This window comes from Vibrio viridaestus (assembly GCF_003856525.1).
GTDB classification, from domain to species: domain Bacteria; phylum Pseudomonadota; class Gammaproteobacteria; order Enterobacterales; family Vibrionaceae; genus Vibrio; species Vibrio viridaestus.
In genome coordinates this window covers 99,171-125,358 of the sequence record NZ_RJVQ01000008.1, presented here as the reverse complement: position 1 = coordinate 125,358, position 26,188 = coordinate 99,171, and the positions used below count along the sequence as shown (strand labels likewise).

At 42.7% G+C, this 26,188-nt stretch carries 23 protein-coding genes and 1 riboswitch; of the genes, 13 read left to right on the top strand and 10 right to left on the bottom strand.

Going from position 1 to position 26,188, the window contains the following annotated elements:
- The first annotated feature begins 11 nt into the window (after positions 1 to 11).
- The 4 genes from EES38_RS16740 (at position 12) to EES38_RS16725 (ending at position 7,124) form a co-directional block, all read left to right on the top strand.
- Positions 12 to 833 (top strand): sugar phosphate isomerase/epimerase family protein, encoded by an 822-nt coding sequence (locus EES38_RS16740; protein WP_124938361.1) that lies wholly within the window; start codon positions 12 to 14, stop codon positions 831 to 833.
- 532 nt (positions 834 to 1,365) lie between these two features.
- Positions 1,366 to 2,529 carry an efflux RND transporter periplasmic adaptor subunit gene (locus tag EES38_RS16735; protein WP_124938360.1) on the top strand — a complete coding sequence of 388 codons (1,164 nt, stop codon included), beginning with the start codon at positions 1,366 to 1,368 and terminating at the stop codon, positions 2,527 to 2,529.
- A 3-nt stretch (positions 2,530 to 2,532) separates the two neighbouring features.
- On the top strand, positions 2,533 to 5,676 hold the full coding sequence (locus tag EES38_RS16730) for an efflux RND transporter permease subunit (RefSeq protein ID WP_124938359.1): 3,144 nt from the start codon (positions 2,533 to 2,535) through the stop codon (positions 5,674 to 5,676).
- A complete protein-coding gene (locus EES38_RS16725; protein WP_124938358.1) occupies positions 5,676 to 7,124 on the top strand; it encodes an efflux transporter outer membrane subunit in 1,449 nt (482 codons plus the stop codon). The genes EES38_RS16730 and EES38_RS16725 overlap by 1 nt, the downstream gene beginning before the upstream one ends.
- A 68-nt stretch (positions 7,125 to 7,192) precedes the next feature.
- On the opposite strand, the gene EES38_RS16720 is transcribed toward EES38_RS16725, so the two are convergent.
- Positions 7,193 to 8,056, bottom strand: a complete 864-nt coding sequence (locus EES38_RS16720; protein WP_124938357.1) for a DMT family transporter — start codon at positions 8,054 to 8,056, stop codon at positions 7,193 to 7,195.
- A gap of 185 nt (positions 8,057 to 8,241) precedes the next feature.
- On the opposite strand from EES38_RS16720, the gene EES38_RS16715 reads away from it, so the two are divergent.
- Positions 8,242 to 9,063, top strand: coding sequence for a Cof-type HAD-IIB family hydrolase (locus EES38_RS16715; RefSeq protein ID WP_124938356.1), 822 nt, complete (start codon positions 8,242 to 8,244; stop codon positions 9,061 to 9,063).
- A 33-nt stretch (positions 9,064 to 9,096) separates the two neighbouring features.
- Positions 9,097 to 10,260: an HDOD domain-containing protein gene (locus tag EES38_RS16710; RefSeq protein ID WP_166434297.1), complete on the top strand. Its 1,164-nt coding sequence runs from the start codon at positions 9,097 to 9,099 to the stop codon at positions 10,258 to 10,260.
- Positions 10,261 to 10,291: 31 nt separating this feature from the next.
- On the opposite strand, the gene EES38_RS22220 is transcribed toward EES38_RS16710, so the two are convergent.
- Positions 10,292 to 10,459, bottom strand: coding sequence for a hypothetical protein (locus EES38_RS22220; RefSeq protein ID WP_166434296.1), 168 nt, complete (start codon positions 10,457 to 10,459; stop codon positions 10,292 to 10,294).
- A gap of 166 nt (positions 10,460 to 10,625) precedes the next feature.
- Between EES38_RS22220 and EES38_RS16705 the strand changes: the two genes are divergently transcribed.
- Entirely contained in the window at positions 10,626 to 11,345 is a 720-nt protein-coding gene (locus EES38_RS16705) for a recombinase family protein (RefSeq protein ID WP_124938354.1), read from the top strand.
- A 36-nt stretch (positions 11,346 to 11,381) separates the two neighbouring features.
- Positions 11,382 to 12,563, top strand: a complete 1,182-nt coding sequence (locus EES38_RS16700) for a multidrug effflux MFS transporter (RefSeq protein WP_208020472.1) — start codon at positions 11,382 to 11,384, stop codon at positions 12,561 to 12,563.
- Between the two features lie 20 nt (positions 12,564 to 12,583).
- Here EES38_RS16700 and thiE read toward each other — a convergent pair whose 3' ends face one another.
- Genes thiE through thiD form a run of 6 tightly spaced genes read right to left on the bottom strand, consistent with a single transcriptional unit; the run spans position 12,584 to position 17,326 of the window.
- A complete protein-coding gene (gene thiE / locus EES38_RS16695; protein ID WP_124938352.1) occupies positions 12,584 to 13,216 on the bottom strand; it encodes a thiamine phosphate synthase in 633 nt (210 codons plus the stop codon).
- Between the two features lie 23 nt (positions 13,217 to 13,239).
- Positions 13,240 to 14,034: a hydroxyethylthiazole kinase gene (thiM, locus tag EES38_RS16690; RefSeq protein ID WP_124938389.1), complete on the bottom strand. Its 795-nt coding sequence runs from the start codon at positions 14,032 to 14,034 to the stop codon at positions 13,240 to 13,242.
- A gap of 5 nt (positions 14,035 to 14,039) precedes the next feature.
- Positions 14,040 to 14,981 (bottom strand): ABC transporter substrate-binding protein, encoded by a 942-nt coding sequence (locus EES38_RS16685; RefSeq protein WP_124938351.1) that lies wholly within the window; start codon positions 14,979 to 14,981, stop codon positions 14,040 to 14,042.
- A 14-nt stretch (positions 14,982 to 14,995) separates the two neighbouring features.
- Entirely contained in the window at positions 14,996 to 15,766 is a 771-nt protein-coding gene (locus tag EES38_RS16680) for an ABC transporter permease (protein WP_439333268.1), read from the bottom strand.
- Entirely contained in the window at positions 15,742 to 16,494 is a 753-nt protein-coding gene (locus EES38_RS16675) for an ABC transporter ATP-binding protein (RefSeq protein ID WP_124938387.1), read from the bottom strand. The genes EES38_RS16680 and EES38_RS16675 overlap by 25 nt, the downstream gene beginning before the upstream one ends.
- Positions 16,495 to 16,501: 7 nt before the next feature.
- Complete coding sequence (gene thiD, locus EES38_RS16670) at positions 16,502 to 17,326, bottom strand: bifunctional hydroxymethylpyrimidine kinase/phosphomethylpyrimidine kinase (RefSeq protein WP_124938350.1); 825 nt, start codon at positions 17,324 to 17,326, stop codon at positions 16,502 to 16,504.
- 71 nt (positions 17,327 to 17,397) lie between these two features.
- Positions 17,398 to 17,494: riboswitch (TPP riboswitch) on the bottom strand.
- A gap of 184 nt (positions 17,495 to 17,678) precedes the next feature.
- On the opposite strand from thiD, the gene EES38_RS16665 reads away from it, so the two are divergent.
- The 3 genes from EES38_RS16665 (at position 17,679) to EES38_RS16655 (ending at position 20,655) form a co-directional block, all read left to right on the top strand.
- Complete coding sequence (locus tag EES38_RS16665; protein WP_124938349.1) at positions 17,679 to 18,341, top strand: response regulator transcription factor; 663 nt, start codon at positions 17,679 to 17,681, stop codon at positions 18,339 to 18,341.
- 8 nt (positions 18,342 to 18,349) lie between these two features.
- Positions 18,350 to 19,594: a sensor histidine kinase gene (locus tag EES38_RS16660; RefSeq protein WP_124938348.1), complete on the top strand. Its 1,245-nt coding sequence runs from the start codon at positions 18,350 to 18,352 to the stop codon at positions 19,592 to 19,594.
- Between the two features lie 110 nt (positions 19,595 to 19,704).
- Positions 19,705 to 20,655 carry a glutathione S-transferase family protein gene (locus EES38_RS16655; RefSeq protein WP_124938347.1) on the top strand — a complete coding sequence of 317 codons (951 nt, stop codon included), beginning with the start codon at positions 19,705 to 19,707 and terminating at the stop codon, positions 20,653 to 20,655.
- Between the two features lie 54 nt (positions 20,656 to 20,709).
- Here EES38_RS16655 and pta read toward each other — a convergent pair whose 3' ends face one another.
- Both pta and EES38_RS16645 read right to left on the bottom strand, forming a co-directional pair.
- A complete protein-coding gene (gene pta / locus EES38_RS16650; protein WP_124938346.1) occupies positions 20,710 to 22,854 on the bottom strand; it encodes a phosphate acetyltransferase in 2,145 nt (714 codons plus the stop codon).
- A 127-nt stretch (positions 22,855 to 22,981) separates the two neighbouring features.
- Entirely contained in the window at positions 22,982 to 24,181 is a 1,200-nt protein-coding gene (locus EES38_RS16645) for an acetate kinase (protein WP_124938345.1), read from the bottom strand.
- A gap of 356 nt (positions 24,182 to 24,537) precedes the next feature.
- On the opposite strand from EES38_RS16645, the gene yfbV reads away from it, so the two are divergent.
- Positions 24,538 to 24,990, top strand: a complete 453-nt coding sequence (gene yfbV, locus EES38_RS16640; protein ID WP_124938344.1) for a terminus macrodomain insulation protein YfbV — start codon at positions 24,538 to 24,540, stop codon at positions 24,988 to 24,990.
- Between the two features lie 214 nt (positions 24,991 to 25,204).
- On the top strand, positions 25,205 to 26,170 hold the full coding sequence (locus EES38_RS16635; protein ID WP_124938343.1) for an ABC transporter substrate-binding protein: 966 nt from the start codon (positions 25,205 to 25,207) through the stop codon (positions 26,168 to 26,170).
- The last annotated feature ends 18 nt before the right edge of the window (positions 26,171 to 26,188 follow it).

Genomic DNA, 26,188 nt, shown 5'->3' with positions numbered 1-26,188 from the left:
GATTGATAGACATGCTTAAGACACTACACGGAATTTCAACTAACTATTGTAACGTCATGACAGAAGCAAGAATTGCTCATGAAACGGGTTACGATGCTTTAGAGTTTTTACATAATAAACTATTGCGTTATTTAGATAACGGTGGCACTACTGCAGCACTTAAAAGCCGTATCGATGGTTTTGGTCTGCAAACTGGTTGTATCAATGCTTTGATTGATATTGAACGCCATCAGGGTGACGAATACACTCAGATGTTGAAAGATGCAGAGCGCCTAACTCAGATTGCAGCTGACTTAGAATGTCCTAACATACAGATTTTAGCTCAGCATGGAATTGATCATCTTTCACAAGATGAAATCATGACCATCATGACAAATAACATCGATAAAATTTCAGATATTGGTATGAAATATGGTGTGCGTTACCAAATCGAAGTAATTGCATCAACTCAGTTCAATACGTTGAATCACGCTTTACAGGTTATTGATACACTGAAAAAACCTAACGTTGGTATCGTAGTCGATTTCTGGCACTTGTATGCATCAGGTAGTCAGCCAAGCGATATCGCGAAGTTGGACAAAAACATCATCTATGGTGTGCATTTCTGTGATGGACGTAAACCATATAAAGATGAACCATGGAATGAGCTTGTTCAACGCGCATACTTCCCTGGAGAAGGTGATATCGACGTACAAGCGTTTACGAATGCAGTTCAATCCACTGGATTCGACGGAGTATGGTCAACTGAATTGTTCAGCCCTAAACGTTGGGAAGATGATTTGTGGGATGCTGCGCGCTCATGCATTGAGAACATGACTAAATATACTGGCTAATGGCAATCTAATTAGCTGTATAAAAGATGAGATTCGGAGTGACACGAATCTCATCTTTTTGTGAGGGCAGTTTCTCACTCCAGGGCAGAGGAGTATTGGGACTGCGCGAACAACCGAATTGATAACAAAGTTACACTTTTGAACATAATAGTTTCGAATTCAGGCCTGATCCGGAAATCAGGCCTTTTTTTATCCCACCTTTGATGGTTCAACACCATAATATTTGCTATCGCCAAGACAGAAACCTAATCTATTAGTGATTACTTAGCACTCTAATTATTATGTAAAAGAACGAAAATTCCCTTTGGTCAATAGGTTGCGAAGTGTTGTAATGATCCTTATGTACGCTCTGTTCTTAGTCAGGTTAATTTTTATTTAACCGAGTATTAACCCATATGTGCAGTAGACTAAGAACATTGTGGGGGAAATCTATTTCTAAAATAGGTATTTACTAAATTTATTTTGAACTGTTCCTTGGAACAAGGAATGTTTCATTTGATAAGAAAGAACTTTAACTTTCAGGAGAGATATAATGACGAAAGTCCGTCCTTTATTCAGCAAGTCGGTTTTGGCCGTGGGTCTTGCGCTAGCGCTTGCAGGCTGTCAGGACGAGTCCTCGGCTCAGGCTACATCTCAACAACCTCAGGCTGTCGCTGTTGATTCTATTGTTATTCAGTCGCAAGCGATTGAGCTTACAGATAAGCTTCCTGGTAGAACTAGCGCGTATCGTACGGCAGAAGTTCGCCCTCAGGTTGATGGTATTATTCTTAAGCGATTTTTTGTTGAAGGTAGTTCTGTCAAGAAAGGCGATGTCCTTTATCAAATTGACCCATCTACTTACGAAGTTGCATTAGACAGTGCAAAAGCCGATTTAGCGTCTGCTCAAGCAACGTTAGAAAAAGCTAAGATGCAGGCAGATCGTTATGAGGGGCTGGTTAAGAACCGTGCTATCAGTGAGCAGGACTATGAAGATGCGCTGGCGACTTATCGCGAAGCTAACGCATCTGTAATGTCCGCTAAAGCAGCCGTCAAATCTGCACAGATTGATTTAGGTTATACCAAAATTAAGGCTCCAATATCGGGTCGAATTGGTAAATCTGACGTAAGTGAAGGCGCTCTTGTGACTGCTGCGCAGTCTGATTACTTAGCGACAATTCGTCAAATCGATCCACTTTATGTTGATATGTCTCAACCAAGTAGTGAGGTCCTTAAGCTGCGTCAACATGCTAAGGACGATAACGGTGAAATGGCGAAAAAACTATCAGGAATTAAGTTAACACTTGATGACGGTACGGAAATCAAGCAAGAAGCAACTCTGCAGTTTGCTGACGCTAGCGTAGATGAAAGCACTGGTACGGTAACACTCAGAGCACTATTGCCTAACAAAGATCATCTTTTACTCCCGGGTTTATATGTTAGAGCAAGTGTTCCTGTTGATTACAAAGAAAATGCGTTTCTTGTCCCCCAAGCTGCTGTAACTCGCGATACTCAAGGCAATGCTCATGTGAAACTTGTTGGTGCTGACAATAAAGTGGAAGATCGTCAGATAACCACTGAGCGAGTTATTGACCAAAGCTGGCTAGTCACATCAGGTCTTAAAGATGGTGATCAGATCATCGTGAGTGGACTTCAGAAAATCAGTGATGGTGCTGTTGTCAATCCAACTCAACAAAGCAGCGAAAAGAAAGGACAATAATTTATGGCTCGCTTTTTTATCGATAGACCCATATTTGCGTGGGTGATAGCGATACTAATTATGCTGGCAGGGATACTTTCTATTGAAGAACTCCCTATCGAACAGTATCCGCAAATCGCGCCACCAGCAATCAGTATCTCTGGTACGTACACAGGTGCTTCGGCTAAGACGGTGGAAGACAGTGTAACGCAGGTTATCGAACAGAACATGAACGGTATTGATAACTTGCTTTACATGAACTCAACCAGTGACTCATCTGGTCGTTTCCAGATTCAGTTGACGTTTGCGACTGGAACCGATGCGGATATCGCTCAGGTCCAAGTGCAGAACAAGCTAAGTGCTGTGGAGTCAACACTGCCTGACTCGGTTGTTAACACAGGTATCACTACAGCCAAAGCGACCAGTAGCTTTTTAATGGTCGTTGGTTTCATCTCTCAAGATGGCTCGATGAATAACACAGAGCTAGCTGACTACGTTGTTTCTAATGTAAAAGACTCTCTAAGCCGTGTTAGTGGTGTGGGTGAAGTCCAGGTGTTTGGTGGTCAACACTCGATGCGAATTTGGTTAGACCCAAATAAGCTAAACAAGTTTAGTTTGACGCCATCTGATGTGACGAGCGCTATTTCTAGCCAAAACACACAGATTTCTGTAGGTAACCTTGGCGGAACTCCTTCAGTACCGGGTCAACAGTTGACGGCAACAATTACAGCTCAAGGTCGATTGAGTACAGTAGACCAGTTTGAGAATATCTTATTAAAAGTAAATAGTGATGGTTCTCAGATTCGAGTTAAAGACGTCGCTCGTGTTGAAATGGGTGCTGAAACGTATCAGGCACAGGCTCGTTTTAACGGTAAATACTCAACGGGTATTGCAGTTAAATTGGCGACAGGAGCAAATGCTCTGGACACAGCCAATAACGTAAGAGCAAAAATCAGTGAACTTGAACCTTTCTTCCCGGACGGAATGAAAGTCGTTTACCCATATGATACGACTCCATTCGTTAAAATTTCGATTGAAGAAGTGGTTCATACACTGATCGAAGCTGTTGTGCTTGTATTCATTGTCATGTTCGTTTTCTTGCAGAACTTCCGTGCAACGTTAATTCCTACAATTGCAGTGCCCGTCGTTTTACTTGGTACGTTCGGTATCATGGCTGCGTTCGGCTATTCGATTAATACGTTAACGATGTTTGGTTTGGTGCTCGCCATCGGCCTACTGGTGGATGATGCTATCGTTGTTGTCGAAAACGTCGAGAGGGTCATGGAAGAAGACGGTCTCCCGCCTTTAGAGGCTACCCGAAAATCGATGGGGCAAATCACTGGCGCATTGGTTGGTATTGCATTGGTACTGAGTGCTGTATTCATCCCAATGGCATTCTTCGGTGGGGCTTCTGGTGAAATTTATCGTCAGTTCTCATTAACAATCGTATCGGCAATGGTACTTTCTGTTCTTGTTGCGATGATCTTAACGCCTGCATTATGTGCGACGATTCTAAAACCTCGTAAAGAGGGCGAACAGCACATTCAACATGGCCCGCTTGCTTGGTTCAATACTGGATTTAACAAAGGTACAGAAAAATACCGAAATATGGTGTCGAGAAACGTTTCGCGTAAAGTACGTTTCGGTATCATTTATCTGATTATCGTCGGTGGGTTGACAGTGATGTGGCAAAGACTGCCTGGATCATTCCTTCCTGAAGAAGACCAAGGCATGTTTATGATGATGGTGACGCTGCCAACAGGCGCGAGCCAAGAGCGAACTCTTGATGTCAACAAGAAACTGCGTGAGTACTTCCTCAATCAGGAAAAAGACAACGTTGATTCTATCTTCACTATCGCAGGCTTCAGTTTCGCTGGTTCAGGCCAAAATATGGGCATGGCGTTTGTGAAACTAAAAGATTGGGATGAACGTACTAATCCATCTCAAGCCGTAAATGCGATTATTGGTCGGGCTTACGGATATTTCGCAACGATCAAAGAAGCTCAGGTGTTTGCATTTAACTTACCTGCTGTACCAGGTTTAGGCACATCAAGTGGTTTTGATGCTTATTTGGTTGACCGTGGTAACCAGGGCCATGAGAAATTAGTTCAAGCGCGTAATCAACTGCTCGGTATGGCGGCTCAGGATCCGAAACTTTCAGGCGTTCGTCCAAATGGTATGAGTGATGGTCCTCAGTTCCGCATTGATATCGACTACGAGAAAGCAATGGCAATGGACGTATCTGTTAGTGATATCAACACTACATTGTCTACTGCTTGGGGTTCATCGTACGTTAACGACTTTATCGATAATGGTCGTATCAAAAAAGTTTATGTTCAGGCTGATGCGCCGTATCGTATGAACCCAGAGGACCTAAGCTTGTGGCATGTGCGTAACTCTGATGGGGATATGGTTCCATTTGACGCGTTTGCTAGCTATCGTTGGACTTATGGTTCTCCTCGTTTAGAACGTTTCAATGGTGCTCCTTCAGTCAACATTCAAGGTTCTGCTGCGGAAGGTAGTAGTTCGGGTGAGGCAATGAATGAGATGGAAGCCTTAGCGAAAAAATTACCTGCTGGCTATGGAATTGAATGGGGCGGTATCTCTTATCAAGAGAAACAATCTTCTTCCCAAGCGGGATTACTTTACGGGATTTCGTTGCTAATCGTCTTCCTTGCACTGGCTGCATTGTATGAAAGCTGGAGTGTTCCGTTCTCCGTTATCCTAATTGTACCTCTGGGTATATTAGGTGCCGTGTTGGCAACAACCTTAAAAGGTTTATCGAACGATGTATACTTCCAGGTAGGCTTGTTGACGACGATTGGTTTGTCAGCGAAGAACGCTATCCTGATTGTTGAATTTGCGAAAGCTCAGTACGACGAAGGTATGGACTTAATTAAGGCCACGATTGAAGCTTGTCGTATGCGTTTACGCCCAATCATGATGACGTCGTTTGCCTTTATCCTAGGCGTGTTACCTCTGGCTCTGAGTTCTGGAGCAGGTGCCGCGTCTCGTAATGCGATCGGTTGGGGGGTAGTTGGTGGTATGCTGTCGGCAACGATACTATCAATATTCTTTGTACCAGTATTCTTTGTCATGGTTATGCGTTTGTTCAGAACTAAACCGCATAATCTCAAAGCGATTGAGACTCAAGAGGACACTAAGTAATGCAAATAAAAATAGTCTCTTTGATGGTCGCAGCAGTGTTAACCGGGTGTAGTATGGCACCCGATTATCAACGTCCTGAAGCTCCGACAACGGCAGGCTGGACAGGCGTTGATAAGGCATCCGATCAAACTGTTTTACCAGACTGGAAGACATTCATGGCTGATGAGCGTCTTCAAAGCTTGGTTGAAATGGCACTTAAGAACAACAAAGACCTGCGTCAAACGATTCTTAATGTGGCCTCGTTACGTGCTCAGTATAAAATTCAGGATTCCGATCGTTATCCAGGGTTGGATGCTTCGGGTACGGTAACCAATCAACGTTATTCAAATAACTATACTGGACAAGGTACGAGCTACAATCATTACAAAACGGCTACCGTTGGTGTCAGCAGTTATGAACTTGATTTGTTTGGCCGTGTAAAGAGTTTGTCTGATGAAGCTCTAGAATCTTATCTATCAGAAGATGAAACTCGCCGAAGTGCTGTGATTTCTCTGATTGCAGAAGTTGCGACGAGTTACATGTCACTGCTTGCTGATCAGGAACTGCTAGCACTGACAAATGATACTGTTGATGCTTATGAAGAAACACTAAAGCTGGTGCAGACGCGTTATGATGCTGGTTACAGTGACGCATTGACTTTGGCTCAGAGTAAGACCGCGCTTTATAGTGCTCAGGCGACTGCAGCCCAATATCGCTTGTCGGTAGCTCAGGAATACAACACGTTAAGGCAACTTGTTGGTGCACCTATCGATAAAAGCTACTTAGGAAAACTCCCAGACGAAGAAGGGAAATTCCTTTCTGAGCTAAAGGTAGGCGCTTCATCGGATCTGTTGTTGGCCAGACCGGATATTTTAGCAGCGGAACATACGTTAAGAGCGTCTAACGCGAATATCGGTGCTGCTCGTGCTGCTTTCTTCCCAACTATTAGTCTGACGGCTGGATATGGTAGTGCAAGTCAGTCATTGGATAACCTGTTCAGCGGTGGTTCTCAGTATTGGTCGTTTATACCGTCGATTACTGTTCCTATTTTTGACTGGGGCAATAACTCCGCAAACCTTGATTTAGCGAAGATAGAGAAACAGTCTTCTGTTATCGCGTATCAACAGGCAATCGAAACTGCTTTTAAAGAAGTCTCTGATGCATTATTGGGTCAGAAGCACTATCTAGAGGAGTGGGATGCTCAAAAGGCAAATTTACAAGCGAATGAACAGTACTATGATTTAGCGAAAATGCGTTACGAAAAAGGGAACGATAGTTATATCGACCTCCTGGATGCGCAGCGTTCTCTGTTCAGTGCTCGTGAGAGCGAATTGACGTCTCATCTGAGCCTTTTAACCAGCCGAATTAATCTGTATAAAGCATTAGGTGGTGGTTGGACTGCAGCGGATAATGAGCAGTCAACTTCCGTATCGAATGCGATAGACGAAATGGACAATAGCGAAGAATAGTTTGCTGTTAGAAATTGAAAAAGCGTGCCTAAGCACGCTTTTTTTGTATCTGAAATCGGAAGTGCCAATTACGAGTAGAACAATCCTACACCGCCAACCATAAGTAGCGATAATTTAAATTTTGTCATCCAGACTCCGTTCTCTTTATTAAGTGGAATCCTCAGAGCAACGAAACTTATTAGGACTCCCAGAACCCCTCGTAATGACTGAATGACATTGGCCTCTAACACGCCGGAAATTTTAAATCCGATGACGAGTAGTACAACACCTACAATCCAGGTAACGGCAGACCATTTCATGTGATAAGCAGCGGATAGGGGGACTTTAAACATTGGAGCGACGATTAACATCACCACGCCACAAAAGAAGTAATTAATGGTCACTGTGACCATAGTACTTTCTGTGACGCTCAATTGCGGATAGAGCTTGGTGTATTCCGTAATGCCAATATCTGAAAATCCATAACAGATACTGGCACCCAGTACGAATAAAGCGGGTTTGATATCCAATTTCCCAGATGTTGATGATATTGAATAAGCAAGGTAAATGATGATTGCGATAGACAACCACTGAATCGTACTTAACTCACTGTGAAAAATAAAAATACTCACTAGAGCGATGGCGGGTATTTTGAGAACGAGCAAGGGAGAAACAATCGAACTGTCGCTAATTCGAATAGCACTAAAAAGCAGAAACTGTCCTAACAGGTATGGGATATTTGCTCTCAATAACAACTCGTAATCAGAGAAAGAAAAATACTGCCAGTAGCCTAGAAATATGAGGGGAAAAGCAAGTATAACCGCCATGCAGATATGAATAGCGATAAGAATCTGGGTCGCGGAGTAGTTATGTCCGCGTTGAGATACTTGGGTAACAAAGTAATTGAGTGCCTGAAAGAAAGCGCCAATAAAGCTGGCAATAATACCGAACATACATCCTCAAATGGAAAGAGTTAAAATCGAAAACGGTTGTGTGAGTGAAAGCTGAGAGATAGGTGTAGTCAAATGAACGAAAAACACTATCAACCAATTGTATATGATATGATTGCAAAGTATCTAGTCGAATTATTAACCGATTTCAAAAGTATAATTATAACGTTCAAAAACGAGAGGAACTCATGTACAAACTACTTGCTTTAGACATGGATGGAACTGTTCTTTCAAATGATCATATTATCTCGCCTTATCTAAAAGATGTGCTGACTGCTGTAAAGGAAAAAACGCATGTGCTATTTGTCACAGGCCGTCATCATGTTGCAGCACAGCCATACCACAAAGAATTAGCGCTAACGACTCCTGCGATATGTTGCAATGGTACTTATGTTTATGACTTCGCAAACCAAAAAGTACTGATGGAAAATGCCTTAAAAAAACAAGATGCATTACGTTTTTTCAATATGGCGAAGGATGCGGGAATGAAGCAGGTTCTTTACGTTGCAGATGCTATGCTGTATTCGGAACAAAATCCTGTGGATTACATCGATGGATTGGTTCATTGGGCAAAATCTTTTCCCGAAAGTGAACGACCAAAAATTGCAGCAACACATTCATTTGAAGAGGCTATTCAGTCCGCAGAGTATGTGTGGAAAATTGTTTTGGAAGGCTTACCCGAAACGCTAACGTCTATTTTGCATGACCCGTGGGTTCAGGCTACCTTTAATCCAGAGCAATCTTGGTTTAATCGTGTTGACTGTGCGCCAGCAGGCAATAGCAAAGGAAATCGACTAGCCCAGTATATTGAATCGATCGGAATATTACCAAACGAGGTCATGGCCGTCGGCGACAACTTTAATGATGTTTCAATGCTTAAATTTGCTGGGTACGGAGTTGCCATGAAAAACGCAGAACCCGATGTCCAATCAATCGCCGATGAAGTCTGCACGACGACAAATGAGGGTGATGGACTGGCTAAGCTATTAGAGAAAACCTTTTTGTCCTAAAACTGTAATCTCAAAATCACCATGGAGAGACGCGTGACTGAATCGATGACCGTTGTCTGTTTAGATGATGATAAATTTATCTTAAAAAATGTGACTAAGCTTTGTCGTAGTCTTAGGCCGGATTGGAATATTAAAGCCTACGATGATCCTAAGACGTGGTATAAAAATTGGCGAGTGCCGCCGAGGGCTCCTATCGATATTTTTATTTGCGACCTGACACTGCCAAGTCTGCGTGGTGATGAGCTATTGAAAGGGATTGTAAGTGCCTGCCCTAATGCCATTCGTGTTCTTCTTAGTGAAGAGATAGAGGAAAGTAAAGCACAAACAGTTTATGACTATGCTCATGTTGTTATTTCTAAGCCTTTTGCTATAGAAGACTTTGAAAATCTTTTCATTCATGCAGAACGGATACACCAGTTACCATTTAGCCATTCATGCCGAGAAAAGCTTGGTCGATGTACTCTCTTACCCGTTCTTCCGAAGTACATCGTTGAGTTGCAGAGTCTTCTTGCTCAACCAAATTATGAGACAAAGCAAGTCGTCAATGTGATCGGACATGAACCGGCTCTGGTGGCTAAATTACTTCAAGTTGCTAATTCATCTCTAATGGGGTTCAGACGAACGACTGATTCTTTAGTTGAGGTGGTGAACAGATTAGGGGCCTCATTAGTCGAGGCCATCGCCGTATCAATGTCAGTCAAAGTTGTTGGCAATAAATTAACTGCCGCACAACACGAAAGTATCGTTGAACAGTCTATCCGGTCGGGTTCGATTGCAAGGCATTTAGCTAAAACTTTGGGGCGCAGTAAGGTCGAAGAAGACAAGGTGTTTGTTGCTTCGCTACTGACTTCAATCGGTTCGATTGCCTTATTATCTCAAGATGTAGCACTTGATCAGCTTGATAATAGTATGCACTTCCAAGAGGGGTTTGCTGACACGCATATTGCTGCAGCGTATTTGCTCACAGTTTGGGGGTACGAATTAGAAATCGGCAATATGATTCTTAATCAACAAAATTTTCGGTTTAGCAGTATTGACGATAATGAGGTACTAACCAGTATCGTTGGAATTGCTGGTCTACTCTCGAAAGTGAAAACAAAACATGATTTTCACGATGTTGTTAGCATTGTTCCTGAGCCTGTTCAGTTTGTTTTAATCGACCAAATGCAGGATATGTTAGGGATTGATAATGAATAAAAATGGCCCTTAAAATGGGCCAATATCGTGGTTAGCAGTTATTTTTCTTGGCCTGTCCTGGTGGGCAGAAGGTTCCGTTAGATGAATGCCCTCCATCAGACACATTGACGTCAGTACCACCCACTTTTCCTTCAACTCGCGTTAGCTGGCAAGCTGATAGTACGATTGAGAAACTAAGAATTATCATCACTTTTAGCATTTTCTACTCACATTGTTTTTATAAAGTTCCCTTTTAGTTTAGTAAAAATTTTTACTCTCTATTTTAAGGTAATGTAAATTTATGTCAGTTTTGGCTCTTTTGGTTGACTGGTTCATTTTTGTTGTTATTATGAGCCTAATAACTAAATGAACCAAAAAGGTGTATTATGAGTAACGCTTATGCATATTTAAGAATGTCACCCAAAATTGAGGATGTAGACCGTCGCATCGAAGCCTTAAAACAGTCGTCTGATGACATTGAGCTTTTTGTTGAAAAGGGGATTAAAGGCCGAGTGCCATTGGACGAAAGGCCAGAATACGAAAAACTGAATGCTAAACTGGTCGCCGGAGATGAACTTTTCTTATGGTGGATTGATGAGCTAGGTATTGATTTTCTGACCAGCGTTAACAACGTGACTAGTCTTATCCAACGCGGTGTGACGATAAGAACAATTAATCAAAATCTCGAATTTAAACTCGATGATCAGATTACCGATGCGTTGATAAAAATGATGCATGGTTATGCTGAGTCAGATCGGCATAAACGCATGTTTGCGGCTGAGATGGGACGACGTGCTCTGAAATGTGATCCGGGTAAGTGGAAAGAAAAATTCCGTGGACGCCGTGGAAATGAGGAGATGCATCGTACGGTTGCGCAAAAGTTATTTGAAGGTAAGACACTACAGCAAGTCGCTGATGAAACCGAAGTGAGTCTTTCGACTGTAAAGCGCATCAAAGCGAAGCTCAAAGAGCACGACGAAATGGGACAGATGCGCGGTAGAGGACATCATCGTGAGCATCGAAAACATGGGCATATTAATGGCGAAAGGTCTGGAATGAGACACGGTAAGCGTCATGGGCGTTCTCAAGAATCCGAAGATCTGTAAATCCTGCAAAGGAATAAAATGAATACATCGCAAACACTGGAACAATCGTTTAACTGGCGTCCTGTATTGCTCGCCAGTTTAACCATAAGTGTCGGACAACTGAGTATTGGTCTAGTCTTTCCGTCACTTCCTTGGATAGCCCAAGACTTCAATATTTCAATAGACCAGACACAACTTCTTATCTCAGCATATTTACTTGGCTTTGGTCCGTCTCAGTTTTTTTATGGTCCTATATCAGACTCAATAGGTAGAAAAAAAGTGCTTCTTTTTGCTCTGGTATTAGCTTTTATTGGATTAACGACACTCGTACTGTTCAGTAGTAGTTTCACAGGCTTGGTGGCTGGTCGCTTTATCCAAGGATTGGGAACCGGATGCTGTGCAGTATTAGCTAGAGCGTCAACGAGAGACAGTTATTCTGGAGAACAGCTGCCTATTGCTCTTTCTTATGTCACTATGGTTGCATCGTTCACGCCCATTTTTGCTCCCGTTATCGGTGGTTTCATAAACCATTTATACGGATGGTTAGCTATATTTATAACACTTATGTGCTATGTCAGTTTCGTTTGGATACTGTTGTACTTCTTATTCGATGAAACGATGAACGATAAAAAGCCTCTACCGAAGGTGGGAGAGTCACTAAAACAATATAAGTCTCTACTCGACTCATCTTACTTTATTAGTTTTGGTACCATCGGTTGGTTGAATTTTACGCTTGTGACGACCTGTATTTCGTTGATGCCATTTCTTATGCAGGTTCAAATCGGGATGTCATCAGATGAGTATGCGCTATGGGCTCTTATCCCTGCAGTCGGTCTACTGTTAGGCAGTTTTTCTGTGACTCGGTTAAGACCAAAAATAGGGCTAAAACGTGTCTTTATAATAGCGCCATTGATGCAACTGTTATCAGCGATATGGTTTATCTCAACACCACTAAATCCGTTGATGCTCATGCTTGGTCAGTTTCTGATGGTCTTTGGTAATGGCATTGCTTTACCTTGCGCTCAAGCTCAGCTCATGATGCCTTATAAAAATAGGGCTGGGATGGTTGCCGCTTTGGCTGGTGGCGGGCAGATGATATTTGCGGCTGTGGTCAGTTTTATATTACTGCGATTAGGGATCAATCAGGCATGGCATTTAGGGATTGTGATTGGCTGTTTTGCTTTAATCACATTGGTCAACATTCACCGTGGTTTTAAAGCAAAAGTAGAGAGCGAGTGAATCGATCTCTACTCATTAGGTTATGGTCGATGAGAATCAATAAGTGTGTTCAAATCTGTTGCCGCTTTTTTCGGAGACTGGCTAGAACAGATAGCCGAGACAACTGCAATTCCATCTACACCGGTGTTCGCAATTAAAGGAATGGTATCCTCAGTAAGTCCACCAATCGCGACAATGGGAAATCTGGATTCTTGTAACGCCCAAGTTAGTCCTTCGACGCCCCATTCTGTAATCGTATTTGTTTTGGTGGCCGTCGAATAAATTGCACTTAACCCCACATAATCAATATCCATGGCTCTGGCTTCGTGAAGCTGTTCCTTGGTTTCAATTGAAAGCCCGATTATTTTTTCGGGGCCTAACAGCGCACGAGCAATATCGACTGGCATATCCGACTGGCCTAAATGAACACCATCCGCTTCAACCGCAAGCGCAATGTCTACCCGATCATTAATGATTAGTGGCACGCCGGTATAGGCCAATAGTTGCTTTAAGTGCTGAGCCTTTTCAAGGAAAAGGCGCGAGTTACTGCTTTTCTCCCGAAGTTGCACTAAAGTAACTCCGCCAGCGATGGCTTGTTTGACGATAGCTCCAAGTTTATCGACTGGTAAGCTATCGTCAGTAACGAGATAGAGTTTTAATATTGAACTGTCCATTCTTTTAGTCGTTCCAACCTTAATTAAGAAATTTGGCGGAGATTGAGACGTTTCTCTATATCGTCAACCGTGAGTGTATACAGTGTATCAAGTAAGTGCATCTGGAGACTTCCTGGGCCATGGCTGAGTTCTGCCGCTATTTCACCCGCGATACTCATTATAGCTGCGGCTGCTAATCCTGTTGTTTCTCCTGTTGCAGCGAACGCACCTGTTAACGCGCTCAGACTACAGCCTGTCCCCGTAACATACGGCATTAAGAACGAACCATTTGATAATGCGACGACGTGATTTTTGCTAACGACGTAGTCGGTTTCTCCAGAAATAACGACGTTCGCATCATATTTTTCAAGTAGCGCTTGAGCTGCGGATAGCGCGGCCTCGCTTGAATCTAAAGCATCAACGCCTTTTGTTTGTGAGTCTTGTCGTGCCATTGCAATGATTTCTGAAGCGTTACCGCGAATAATGAGTGAGTTGGCAAGAGATGCGATTTGTCGCGCAAGGTTGGTTCTGAGTTGAGTTGCGCCACATCCGACAGGGTCCAGAATCACCGGTTTATTAAAATGATTTGCTTGCTCGACAGCAAACAACATTCTAGGAATCCATACCGAGTCAAGCGTGCCGATATTAATCACCAAGGCTCCGGCAAAACTCATCATCTCTGTCATTTCTTCTTGAGAATGCGCCATGATTGGTGATGCGCCAATTGCCAGCAATGCGTTCGCCGTATTATTCATTACCACATAGTTAGTAATATTGACGATAAGTGGTCTTTGTTCGCGGACTTTGATTAGTGCTTCTTGTATGTAGTGTTTATCCATCATGATTATTTATCTCCATACGTCATCACGTACTCATTTTCTTTAGGTAAACGAGCGATGATTTTTTTCTCAAATAGAAAATGTCCATAGTCGTTATAGCGACCAAGGTCTGCTGCTTCAGGTCGCAGAGCAAAGCGAGGTAGGGTATCTTGCCACGCTAATTTATTGAGTTCGTTATCGAGTGTATCCGGAGCGTAGGCAACAAATGTTTTCCATGCCTGTTGGGGATGATTAACGATGTAGGTTGTTGCTTGTGCTAGCGCGTGGTTGAATGCTCTGATTTGTTTTAGCTTTTTTGTGTCTTTATTGGCAACAAATACGAGTTCATCATAAGAAGGAACGCCATTCTCTTCCGGATAAAAAGAACGAGCCTTGTAACCTTCAAGTGCCAATTGGTTGGTCTCAAAATTCCTTAGTCCACCCCAGATTGCATCTACTTTCCCAGAAGCAAGCGACGATGATAATGACCAACCCACATTGACGATATGTACGTCCGAGTATGCAACGCCCTCAGATGCCAACATAGTTCCCACATTTGCTTCTTCATTCCCCGCTAAAGCAATGCCAATTGTTTTTCCTTTTAGGTCTTTTAACGATTTAATTTTGCTTTTATCCAACACCATCAGAGTATTAAGTGGTGTTGCAATGAGTGTTGCGGTTCTTGTTAAAGGGAGCCCTTGAGCAACATCCATAGTTAAGTTTGGTTGATAGGTGATCGCTAAATCGACTTTGTTCGCCGCTGCGAGTTTTGGTGGTGTGGCCGGATCTGCAGGCTCTTGTATGTCAACCTCAATACCATTCTTTTCGAAGTAACCGAGTTGTTTCGCAACAATAATGGGTCCATGGTTGGGATTGACAAACCAATCCAGCATTAAAGTTAGCTTGTTATCTTCTGCATGCACCGCACACGCAATGAGTGATAAAAAACAGCCAATAAAAAATTTCATAATCGTCCTTATTATTACCAATAGATACATCGTTTAAGTAATTTGTCTGTAAGCTGATAGAGTAAAATTGACATACAAGACAAAAGAAAAAGGGCAGCAAACATATCGTCAACCATCATTCGAGCGTTTGCCTGTAACATGAGATAACCCAATCCCTCGCTAGAGCCGACCCATTCGCCTGCAATCGCACCTATGGGCGCGATGACTACAGAGATGCGAATGCCGGATGCGATCGCGGGTAGTGCCGCGGGCAATCGGATAAAGAGAAGTTGTTGCCATTTAGAGGCGCCGAGCGTTTTACTCAAATCCAGATAGTGGGTCGGTGTTGAGCTTATGCCGTCAAAACAGCATGATGTGATGGGAAAGAAAATAATAATTGCCGCCATCACCACCTTTGAGGCAATACCATACCCTAGCCAAAGCATCATGATAGGAGCGATGGCAAATACGGGGAGTGCCTGACTTATTATGATCAGAGGCAGTAACCAATTCCTTATCGATTTAAACCAAAGCATCTGAACAGAGAGTAGGAAACCTATGCCGAGTCCTAGACCAAGTCCAAGAAGCATTTCTTGTAACGTTACCCATGCGTGATAGATAAGAATGGGAAATCGCGAATACACTCTCGTAAAGACGTCAAAGGGCGAAGGTAAAATAAATTTTGGTAATGACAATACCTGTGTCGCTATTTGCCATAGGAAAATGCAGATAAGGAATCCGATGAGTCCCCGCATCAGACCTGACTGACGTTTTAAATAGGTCACTGTCGCTCTCCGGAAAGTAATTGCATAATTTGTTGGTGCAATAGAGCTGATTCAGTGTTTAGTTCGCGAATTGGCGAGGAAGTTGGTAAAGATAAACTTTGCATGAAGGCAGGTTTGCCCTTTAGCAGGAATAATTTCCTTGCTAGCTTTATCGCTTCTAATGGGTCATGAGTAATCAGTATGACGGCTTTGTTTGTCAGCAGCTCAAATGAGAGTTCTTGCAACCGGCTTCTCGTTACCGCATCTAATGCTGAGAATGGTTCATCCATTAATACCACGGGCTTGTCTTGAATTAATGTTCTGACTAAGGCGGCGCGTTGACGCATCCCGCCCGACAACGTTTTGGGGTGATCATACAAATGGTCTGCAAGTCCTACTTTGTCTAACAGCTCAATAGCTCGTTCTCTATTTTCTGATTTTGTCCCACAGGTTGAAAAACGAAATGGAAGCAGTACGTTATCCAAAATAGTAAGCCAAGGAAGCAGACTGTCGTGTTGTTCCATGTACGCGATGTTGTGATGAAGAGGTGAGGTAAACCCGTGGGTGATTTTGCCTGACATGCAAACGTGGTCGTGATTTAATCCTGCAAGAAAACGCAGTAGGGTAGTCTTGCCACATCCACTCGTACCAAGAATGCATGACCAACCTTCTGCGGGGAAAGTGACTGATACGCCATTAATAAGAGGCTTTTGACCTCTATACGCCAGCGAAAGATCATCTAGGGTTATATCTTGGGTTTGAATAGCCATCATAGACTTATTTATTCAACACATAGAAATGATGAACAGGCCCGTGACCACGACCAATATTGAGTTCATCCGCATGTCGAATGGCTTCGGTAATATAACGTTTTGCTTTATCAACTGCTTCAACTAGGGGATATCCCTGTGCCAGATATGAGGCAATTGCAGAAGACAACGTACATCCAGTCCCATGCGTATTATTTGTGTTGATTCGGGTTGATGAATACGGTTTTGCTGTGTGCTTTTGGACAAGTAGATCGACGCTATCCGTCGATTCATTTAGGTGACCACCTTTCAATAATGCAGCATTGATCGGAAGTTCTCGGATATCTTCGATCAAGTCATTCAAGTTACCATTAAATGCCTCTGGAGATTTATTTATCAGGGCTAATGCTTCTGGTACGTTAGGTGTAATTAGGGTTGCTAGAGGAAGTAAGTATTCAATCAAATCCTCGATCGCGTTGGATTTGAGGAGCAAATCACCGCTGGTAGCAACCATTACGGGATCAAGTACGATTTGTTTTGGTGAGTAATCGCGTAATTTTTCAGCAACGAGCTTTATAATGGCAGAATCGGCTAGCATACCGATTTTGACGACAGCAATATTGAGGTCAGTAAATACTGAGTCGAGCTGTGAAGCAATGTGCTCAAGAGGGATTGGACATATCGCTTGAACGCCTTGAGTATTCTGCGATGTTACTGCGGTAATCACCGAGCATGCATAAGACCCAGTTGCTGAAATTGCTTTAATATCGGCCTGGATTCCAGCACCACCACCACTATCGCTACCGGCAATAGTTAAGACAACGGGAATTACATTAGATTTGATCAGCGTCATAATCGTTCCTTGGATCGGTCGAAAGGAACAATTATGGAATCATCCGGCTAAGGTAGGAAAACTGAGCAGTTCAAGATGTCCAAATAGTTCCCTACGCCAGTACTAACTGTATCAGGTTCAACGGGTCTCGCTAGGCGATCTCAGCATTAAGCTCCCCGACTATTTGCAGCCAATATTACCAGTCGTAGCCTAAAACGAAAGTGATTTTAGGCAAGATTTCATACTTAAGTCAGATTGGTTTTTTATATTGCTCCTCACTGGCAATAGTTAGGTATCATTAACCTCATATTAACCATGGAGTTTTTACACTAAAATAAGATTGTATTTCACATTATTTATAGCGATTAAAGCCATGCGTAAAGTATTGATTGTTGAGGATGATATCGATTTAGCCACAGCGATTATTGATTATATGGAGTTAGAGGAAATCGATACTGACTACGCCGCTGATGGTCAGGTAGGACTCAATTTAATCGTGCAAAACGACTATGATGTTGTACTGCTTGACATTAATTTACCCAAGATTGAAGGGTTGGTTGTCTGTGAGCGTATTCGGGCTCAGGGTATTGAAACACCAGTATTGATGCTGACTGCAAGAGACACTTTGGATGATAAACTCATTGGTTTTTCCAAAGGTGCTGATGATTATTTAGTCAAACCTTTTGCCATGGAAGAGTTAATTGCTCGGGTCAAAGTATTATCCAAGCGTAAAAGCGGCGAAGCCACCAAGCTCAAAGTGAACGATCTAACATTTGATGTCCTCTCACGTGAAGTTAAGAGAGGGGAAAAGGTGTTAAAATTATCGCCAATAGCGACCAAAATATTAGAATTATTGATGAGAGAGTCGCCAAATGCGGTTTCGCGTGAGAAAATCATGCGTCACGTGTGGGGGGACGACATACCCGACAGTAACAGTCTAAAAGTACACATATTCAATTTGCGTAAGCAAATTGATGGTGAACAAACTCCCCACTTAGTTCACACCATCCCTAGTTACGGATTTGCAATAAAATAGCGCTGCTCATGAGAATACGTAAAAGCATGCATATATACCTGTCATGTACCATCATTTTGGTAGGTACACTGACCGTGGTGAGCTTTTCTACCATAGCGATGAACTACTTTATTAATGGTTTAGATATCGCGTTTCGCTACACAATGGAACTTATCGGTAAGGATGCGCAACCACCAGAGCATGGACATGCGACATTTCTCGATTTTGACGTGGCAGGCAGCTGGAATGGGGTTCCTTCCGTTATCAAAGAGACTCTCGATGAACCTAAGGGACACCTAGGATTTAGTAAGTATATTTTGCGCAAACATTGGTACGAGTCTCCAGAGATAGCTACTTTTGCAATGCGATATGTTCATTCAGATGGCACGGTTGTTTATGTGACAAGAGCATTCAGCCACATGGATGAAACTGATCCAAAGATCCCTTTTCTCACACGAATTATTGTTATCGGTTTTATTGGTGTTCTGATTTTTGGTTTTTGTATTCTCTTCTTGCTGTATCAGCTTAATAAGCCATTCGACCGGCTCATGGGGTGGACTCGGAAATTGAATACTGAAAATCTTACGCAGCCAGTACCAGATTTCCATTATCGTGAAATTAATGAGTTGGCGAATATTATCCAATCCAGTCTCTCGTCAGTTCAGCAGACGTTAGAGCGGGAAAGGAAATTTATTTCACACGCTAGCCACGAATTGCGTACGCCTATTTCGGTTGTTCGAAGTAATACCGAATTGTTGCTTAAACTGATGTCCAAGGAAGGTTCATCTGACAAGCAAAAACAGGTAGCTGAGCGAGTGTTGAGGGCCAGTATCTCGATGACTGAGCTTTGTGATACTTTACTATGGCTAAATCGTCGTGAGTATAAAAATCTATCTCGTAGTAGTGTTGATTTAGGAGCATTGATTGAGCAACTCACGTTTGAGCTTAATTATCTGATCAAAAATAAAGAGGTAACGCTGTCTATTAATGCCCAACACAGCAGCCATACTCTTTCCTGTATTCTGGCGAGAATAGTGTTAGGTAATCTTATCCGTAATGCGTTTCAGCATACCTATTCTGGAACGATACAAATAAATCATAAAAATGACTGGGTATTGATTCGCAACCAAAATAGCGAAGAATTTGAAGAAAAGGCCAGTTTAGGGTTCGGGCTGGGGCTTGAGCTAACGAAACAAATTATTAAACAATACGGTTGGCAATATAGGGTGAAAGAAATTCCTGGGGGACGCATTGTCTTCATTCGCTTCAGCTAACTTAATCTGACTCCTTCAAAATATTTGAACATCAGCGCCAATTCTCCTTAATTTTTTCAGGTCTTCTGTTTTCCTATAATAGTCTTGTCAGCAGTAAAGTGGAGGCAATTATGGGCAAATTAATAGAAGGTAAATGGCACGATATCTGGTACGACACCAAGTCAAGCGAAGGGCGTTTTGTGCGCGAAGACGCGGGATTTCGTGACTGGGTCTGTGCTAAACCCGGATCTAAATTTGCACCAGAGTCTGGCCGGTACCACTTATATGTGTCGTATGCTTGTCCCTGGGCGCATCGAGCTTTGATTTTCCGAGAGTTGAAACAACTACAAGATCATATTGATGTGACCGTTGTCTGCCCTGATATGATGTCTCATGGATGGCGTTTTGGTATTCCAGAGCCCTTGTACGGATTCACTAAAATGCATGAGATTTATACCAAGGCTAAACATGATTACACAGGCAGAGTAACGGTTCCCGTGCTCTGGGATAAGCAGTCTGAGACAATCGTGAGTAATGAATCTTCAGAAATTATTCGGATGTTTAATTCCGAGTTTAACGAGCTAACTGGCAACACTGATGACTATTATCCGCAGGAATTAAGAGCGACGATTGATCGCTGGAACGATTTTATTTATCCAAACATCAATAATGGCGTTTATCGATGTGGATTTGCGACATCACAGGAAGCTTATGAAGAGGCGTACGAATCTCTATTTTCTGCGCTTGATACCATTGAGGATCACTTAGCAACCAGTCGTTATCTAGCTGGTCATCGAATCACTGAAGCAGACTGGCGTTTATTCACGACCTTAGTGCGTTTTGATGCGGTTTACGTAGGGCATTTTAAATGCAATAAACGTAGAATCGCGGACTATCCGAATCTGCATGGATATCTTAAAGAGCTGTATCAAGTACCTGGTATTAAAGGTACGACTGAGTTTTATCACATCAAACGGCATTACTACTACAGTCATACAGGAATAAATCCAACACAGATTGTACCCGCTGGACCTGAACTTGATTTAGATTCTCCTCATGGGAGAGAATATATTGGGTTATAAAAAAATCCCCGGATTACTCCGGGGATTTTTATTTAAAACAGTAGGATGAAAATATTACTTTTCTTCCTGTGCTGCCTGAATTGCCGTTAAAGCGATTGTGTAAACAATGTCGTCTACTAGCGCGCCACGAGACAAATCGTTAACTGGTTTACGCATACCTTGGAGCATTGGACCGATAGATACTAGGTCAGCAGAACGTTGTACAGCTTTGTATGTTGTGTTACCAGTGTTTAGGTCTGGGAAGACAAATACAGTCGCTTTACCAGCAACAGGAGAGTTTGGCGCTTTTGAAGCGGCAACGTTTTCCATAATAGCTGCATCGTACTGAAGCGGACCATCGATAACGAGGTCTGGACGTTTTTCCTGAGCGATACGTGTTGCTTCGCGTACTTTGTCTACGTCAGCGCCTTTACCAGACGTACCTGTTGAGTACGAAATCATCGCAACGCGCGGGTCAATGCCGAATGCTGCTGCAGAATCTGCAGACTGGATAGCGATTTCAGCTAATTGTTCTGCAGTTGGATCTGGGTTAATCGCACAGTCACCGTATACTAATACTTGATCAGGCAATAGCATGAAGAAGATAGAAGATACGATAGACGCGTTAGGCGCTGTTTTGATGATTTGGAATGGTGGTACGATAGTGTTTGCTGTTGTATGAACTGCACCAGATACAAGACCGTCAACTTCACCCGCTTCAAGCATCATTGTGCCAAGGAATACTGAGTCTTGTAGTTTTTCTTGAGCAACAACTTCGGTCATACCTTTCTTAGAACGAAGTTCTACAAGACGAGCCACATAATTATCACGAACTTTGTCAGAATCGATAATCTGGATACCAGAACCTAGAGTCACGCCTTGTTGCTCAGCAACACGTTTGATCTCTGCAGGGTTACCCAAAAGCACACATTCCGCGATACCTTTTTCAGCACAAATTGCGGCAGCCTTAACAGTACGTGGTTCATCACCTTCAGGAAGAACGATACGTTTACCTGCACGACGAGCAAACTCTGTTAATTGATAACGGAATGCTGGTGGGCTTAAACGACGAATACCTTTAGTACCTTCGGTTAGAGAGTTAATCCAAGGTCCATCAATGTGGCCAGCAACGTGGTCATTTACAAATTCGATACGTGCTTTATCGTCAGCAGGAACTTCTAGGTTGAAACTTTGAAGATTCAATGAAGTCTGCCATGTATTACCAGGTGCACGGAAAATAGGTAGACCAGTGTCAAAGGCTGGTTTACATAGATCAAGAATTTCTTTTGGAATTTCGTAATCGCCAGTTAGTAGCAGAGCACCGATTTCGACACCATTCATTGCAGCAAGAGATGCCGCGATGATCACTTCTGGACGGTCTGCTGATGTAACCAAAAGGCATCCAGGTTTAAAGTGGCTTACCATGTTTGATAGAGAACGTGCGCAGAATGTGATGCTTTTGATACGGCGAGTATGAATATCACCTTCGTTAACCACAGTTGCATTCAAGTGTTTTGCCATATCGATTGCACGAGTTGCAATCAGTTCGATATGCCACGGTACACAGCCAAGAACACGAATTGGACTGGTGTTAAAGATCTGCATAACCTCGAGATTAGACTGCTTAGATAGCGCAGCATCATCAAAGATTTCAGAAAGGTCTGGACGAGTACGACCAGCTTCATCAACAGGCGCATTGAGCTTGTTGATAATAACACCAGAAATGCTTTTGTTTTTCGTTCCACCAAAGTTAGAACAAGCAACTTCAATGCGTTCTTTTAGTTGTGTCGGGTTATCAGTACCCGGAGTCGCTACTAGAACGATTTCAGCGCCAAGAGTCGCTGCGATTTCAGCATTTACCTGGTTGGCAAATGGATGCTTACGTGTTGGAACCAAACCTTCAATCAGAGTCACTTCTGAATCTGAATTTACTTGGTTGTAGCGTTCAACGATGGTTTCGAGTAACACGTCCATTTGCTCAGAACCAATTAGGTTCTCTGCATTAGACATTGGAAGTGGTTCACCGATTTTATGATCAGTGTTAGCACTTAGAATCGTAGTCGTCAGGTCTGGTTGATCACCACCAGATCTCGGCTGAGCGATTGGCTTGTAAAAAGAAACCTTAACCCCTTTGCGCTCCATCGCGCGGATTACACCCAAACTAACACTGGTAAGACCTACGCCAGCGCTAATAGGGACAAGCATAATAGTACGAGACATGAATAAGTACCTGTGCTGTCTATTAACAATCTAGTGAGACAAGATTGTAGAAAGGAACAAAGCTTAACTAATGAGAAAAGTTAAACCCCAGAATGAAACTGGCTAACCGAAGTTAGCCAGTAGAATATTAAAGTTCAGCGAGTTGAGCTGTATCTTCTGCAATCACTAATTCTTCGTTAGTTGAGATTACGATTGCAGGGATATTACTGTCGGCTGTTGTAATAACACCTTCACCGCCAAAACGAGCTTTAAGGTTTGCATCGCTATCAACTTTGATACCGAAAATGCTTAAGCGCTCAAGAACCATTTCACGGATTGGTGCAGAGTTTTCGCCGATACCCCCAGTGAAGACGATCGCGTCTAAACGACCTTCCATAGAAGCTGTGTAGCCAGCAACGTATTTAGCCAAACGATGGCAGAACACGTCCATAGCACGTGTGGCTTCTTCTTTTTCGCCGTAGTTGTCTTCAACAAAACGACAGTCAGAAGTCACTTCAGTCAGACCTAGCAGGCCAGACTCTTTTGTAAGCATAGTGTTGATTTGATCAACAGAGTAACCAAGAGCGTCATGCAAATGGAATACGATAGCGGGATCGATATCACCACTACGAGTACCCATTACTAGACCTTCAAGAGGCGTCAAGCCCATTGATGTGTCAACAGATTGGCCATTTTTTATCGCACATACTGAAGCGCCATTACCTAGGTGACAGTTGATGATGTTGAGTTCATCTTGCGATTTACCTAAACGCTCAGCTGCTTCGCGAGCGATAAAGCGGTGAGAGGTACCATGTGCGCCATAGCGACGAATACCGTGCTCTTTATACAATTTGTATGGTAGTGCATACAGATAGGCTTCTTCAGGCATTGACTGATGGAAAGCAGTATCAAAAACAGCAACGTTCTTTAAGCTAGGGAACGCTTTTTGAGCTGCTTTAATGCCGATGATGTGAGCTGGGTTATGAAGCGGAGCGAATGTTGCTGCGTCTTCGATTCCTTTTAGAACTTTTTCACAAATCAGGGCAGATTGTGTAAATTGCTCACCACCGTGTACGATACGATGACCAATTGCTGCAAGGTTATCAGCTAGCTCTGGTTTAGACGCTAAAATGGTTTCTACCATGAAAGCAAGTGCTTCTTCATGAGCAGCCCCATTACCTAATTGAGCTTCGTGTTTACTTCCGTCTAACTTCCATTTGATACGAGCTTCTGGAAGTTGTAGACATTCCGCTAAACCAGTAAGGTGCTCTGCACCGTTTTCAGCGTCTACGATTGCGAATTTCAAAGAAGAACTACCGCAGTTTAAAACTAAAACTAGCTTCGACATGAGTCACTACCTGTAATAATCAGTTTCGATAAACATCAGTGGCACCCTAAAACTTTATTCATATGTACGTGACATATATAAAGAGGGCGCGTATAAATAAAATAATCACAAGTGAGCAAGTAACCTTGATGGGCTTAATACTTTGCTCATAAAATATTGTGATTCTACATCCAAATGTTGCCATTGTATAAATTAACGGCAACAATGGTAGTAGAGGTCCGCAAAGAATAACGATAATGGGCCAATATAACAAAAAAAATTTGAAAAAATATTAACTTTAAACAATAAATTGTTATTTTAGTTTATAATTTCAACTAAATTTGAAGTAAAGTCGCCACTAAGTGAGAGAGACGCCTATGAGTCGCAACGTGGGAATTGTTCATAGCCTAAAAGATGGACAAAAGTACATAGACACTTGGCCTCTGAGAAAAGAGCTGTCCGCTATTTTCCCAGAACAGAGGATAATAAAAGCAACGAAGTTTGGCCTGAAAGTTATGCCTGCTGTCGCTGCTATTAGTGTTCTCACGCAGATGGTATTTCATAATGAAGGCGCTATGCCTCAAGCCATTGTGGTTGCTTTATTTGCCCTTAGCCTACCTCTTCAGGGGATGTGGTGGTTGGGTAATAGAGCGAATACCAAGTTACCGCCATCTCTTGCAACATGGTATCGAGAGTTGCATCAGAAGATAGTTGAAAGTGGATTCGCACTGGAGCCAGCACGTAAACAACCCAGATATAAAGAACTGGCATTCATTCTTAATAGAGCCTTCCGCCAGCTAGACAAATCTGTCTGGGAACGTTGGTTCTAGTTTTTCACATTCTTGCCCACCTTAACGAGACTTCGAAGCTCTGATTACGAACGCTGATCAGAGCTTTGTAATGTTTTTGTTCGCGTTCTGTAAAACTTTCTTCCCTTTCAAGTAAGTTATTGGTAATAATGGAGTGTACTACTCCAAGAGTACGCTATTAAATAATTACAAAACACAACATTCACAGAACATAGTCTCGAATCAAGGAGTGAAGATGAAAGCAAGTAAAATTCTTGCTGCAGCAGTGATTGCAGGTGCCGCGCTTCTATCATCGACCAGCATTATGGCGAAAACAGCCAAAATAGCTGTGTCTCAAATTGTTGAACATCCTGCATTGGATGCGACGCGCCAAGGATTGATAGACGGTTTAAAAGCAAAGGGTTATGAACAAGGTAAAAACTTAGATTTTGAATACAAAACAGCCCAAGGAAACCCAGCCATAGCAGTACAGATTGCTCGTCAATTTGTTGGAGAAAATCCTGATGTCCTAGTCGGTATAGCGACACCAACGGCCCAGGCTCTTGTTTCAGCCACTCGTAATATTCCAGTAGTTTTTACAGCCGTAACGGATCCAGTTGGTGCTAAACTTGTAAAAACATTAGAAAAACCAGGAAAGAACGTAACTGGTTTGTCAGACCTTTCCCCAGTAGAGCAGCATGTTGAACTTATCAAAGAGCTTCTGCCAAATGTTAAGACGATTGGTGTCGTTTACAACCCAGGTGAAGCTAACGCTGTTAGTCTAATGACGATCCTCAAAGAAAGTGCAAAGAAAAATGGTTTAACGCTTGCTGAAGCGACAGCACTTAAAAGTGCGGATGTTCAATCAGCTACTCAAACTATCGCTGAGAAATCAGACGTAATTTATGCTTTGATTGATAACACCGTTGCTAGCGCAATTGACGGTATGGTTGTTGCAGCCAATCAGGCTAAAACGCCTGTTTTTGGTGCTGCCACATCATATGTTGATCATGGCGCGTTCGCGAGTCTTGGTTTTGACTACTATCAAATTGGGGTACAAACTGCCGATTACGTGGTGGATATCCTAAAAGGAACACCTCCAGGTGATCTCGATGTTAAAGTAGCCAAGGGTTCGGATCTTGTTATCAATAAGACGGCTGCGGACAAGCTCGGTATCGAAATTCCTAAGTCAGTCTTAGACCGCGCTACATCTATTAAATAATTGTTTAGTTTAGCGGGA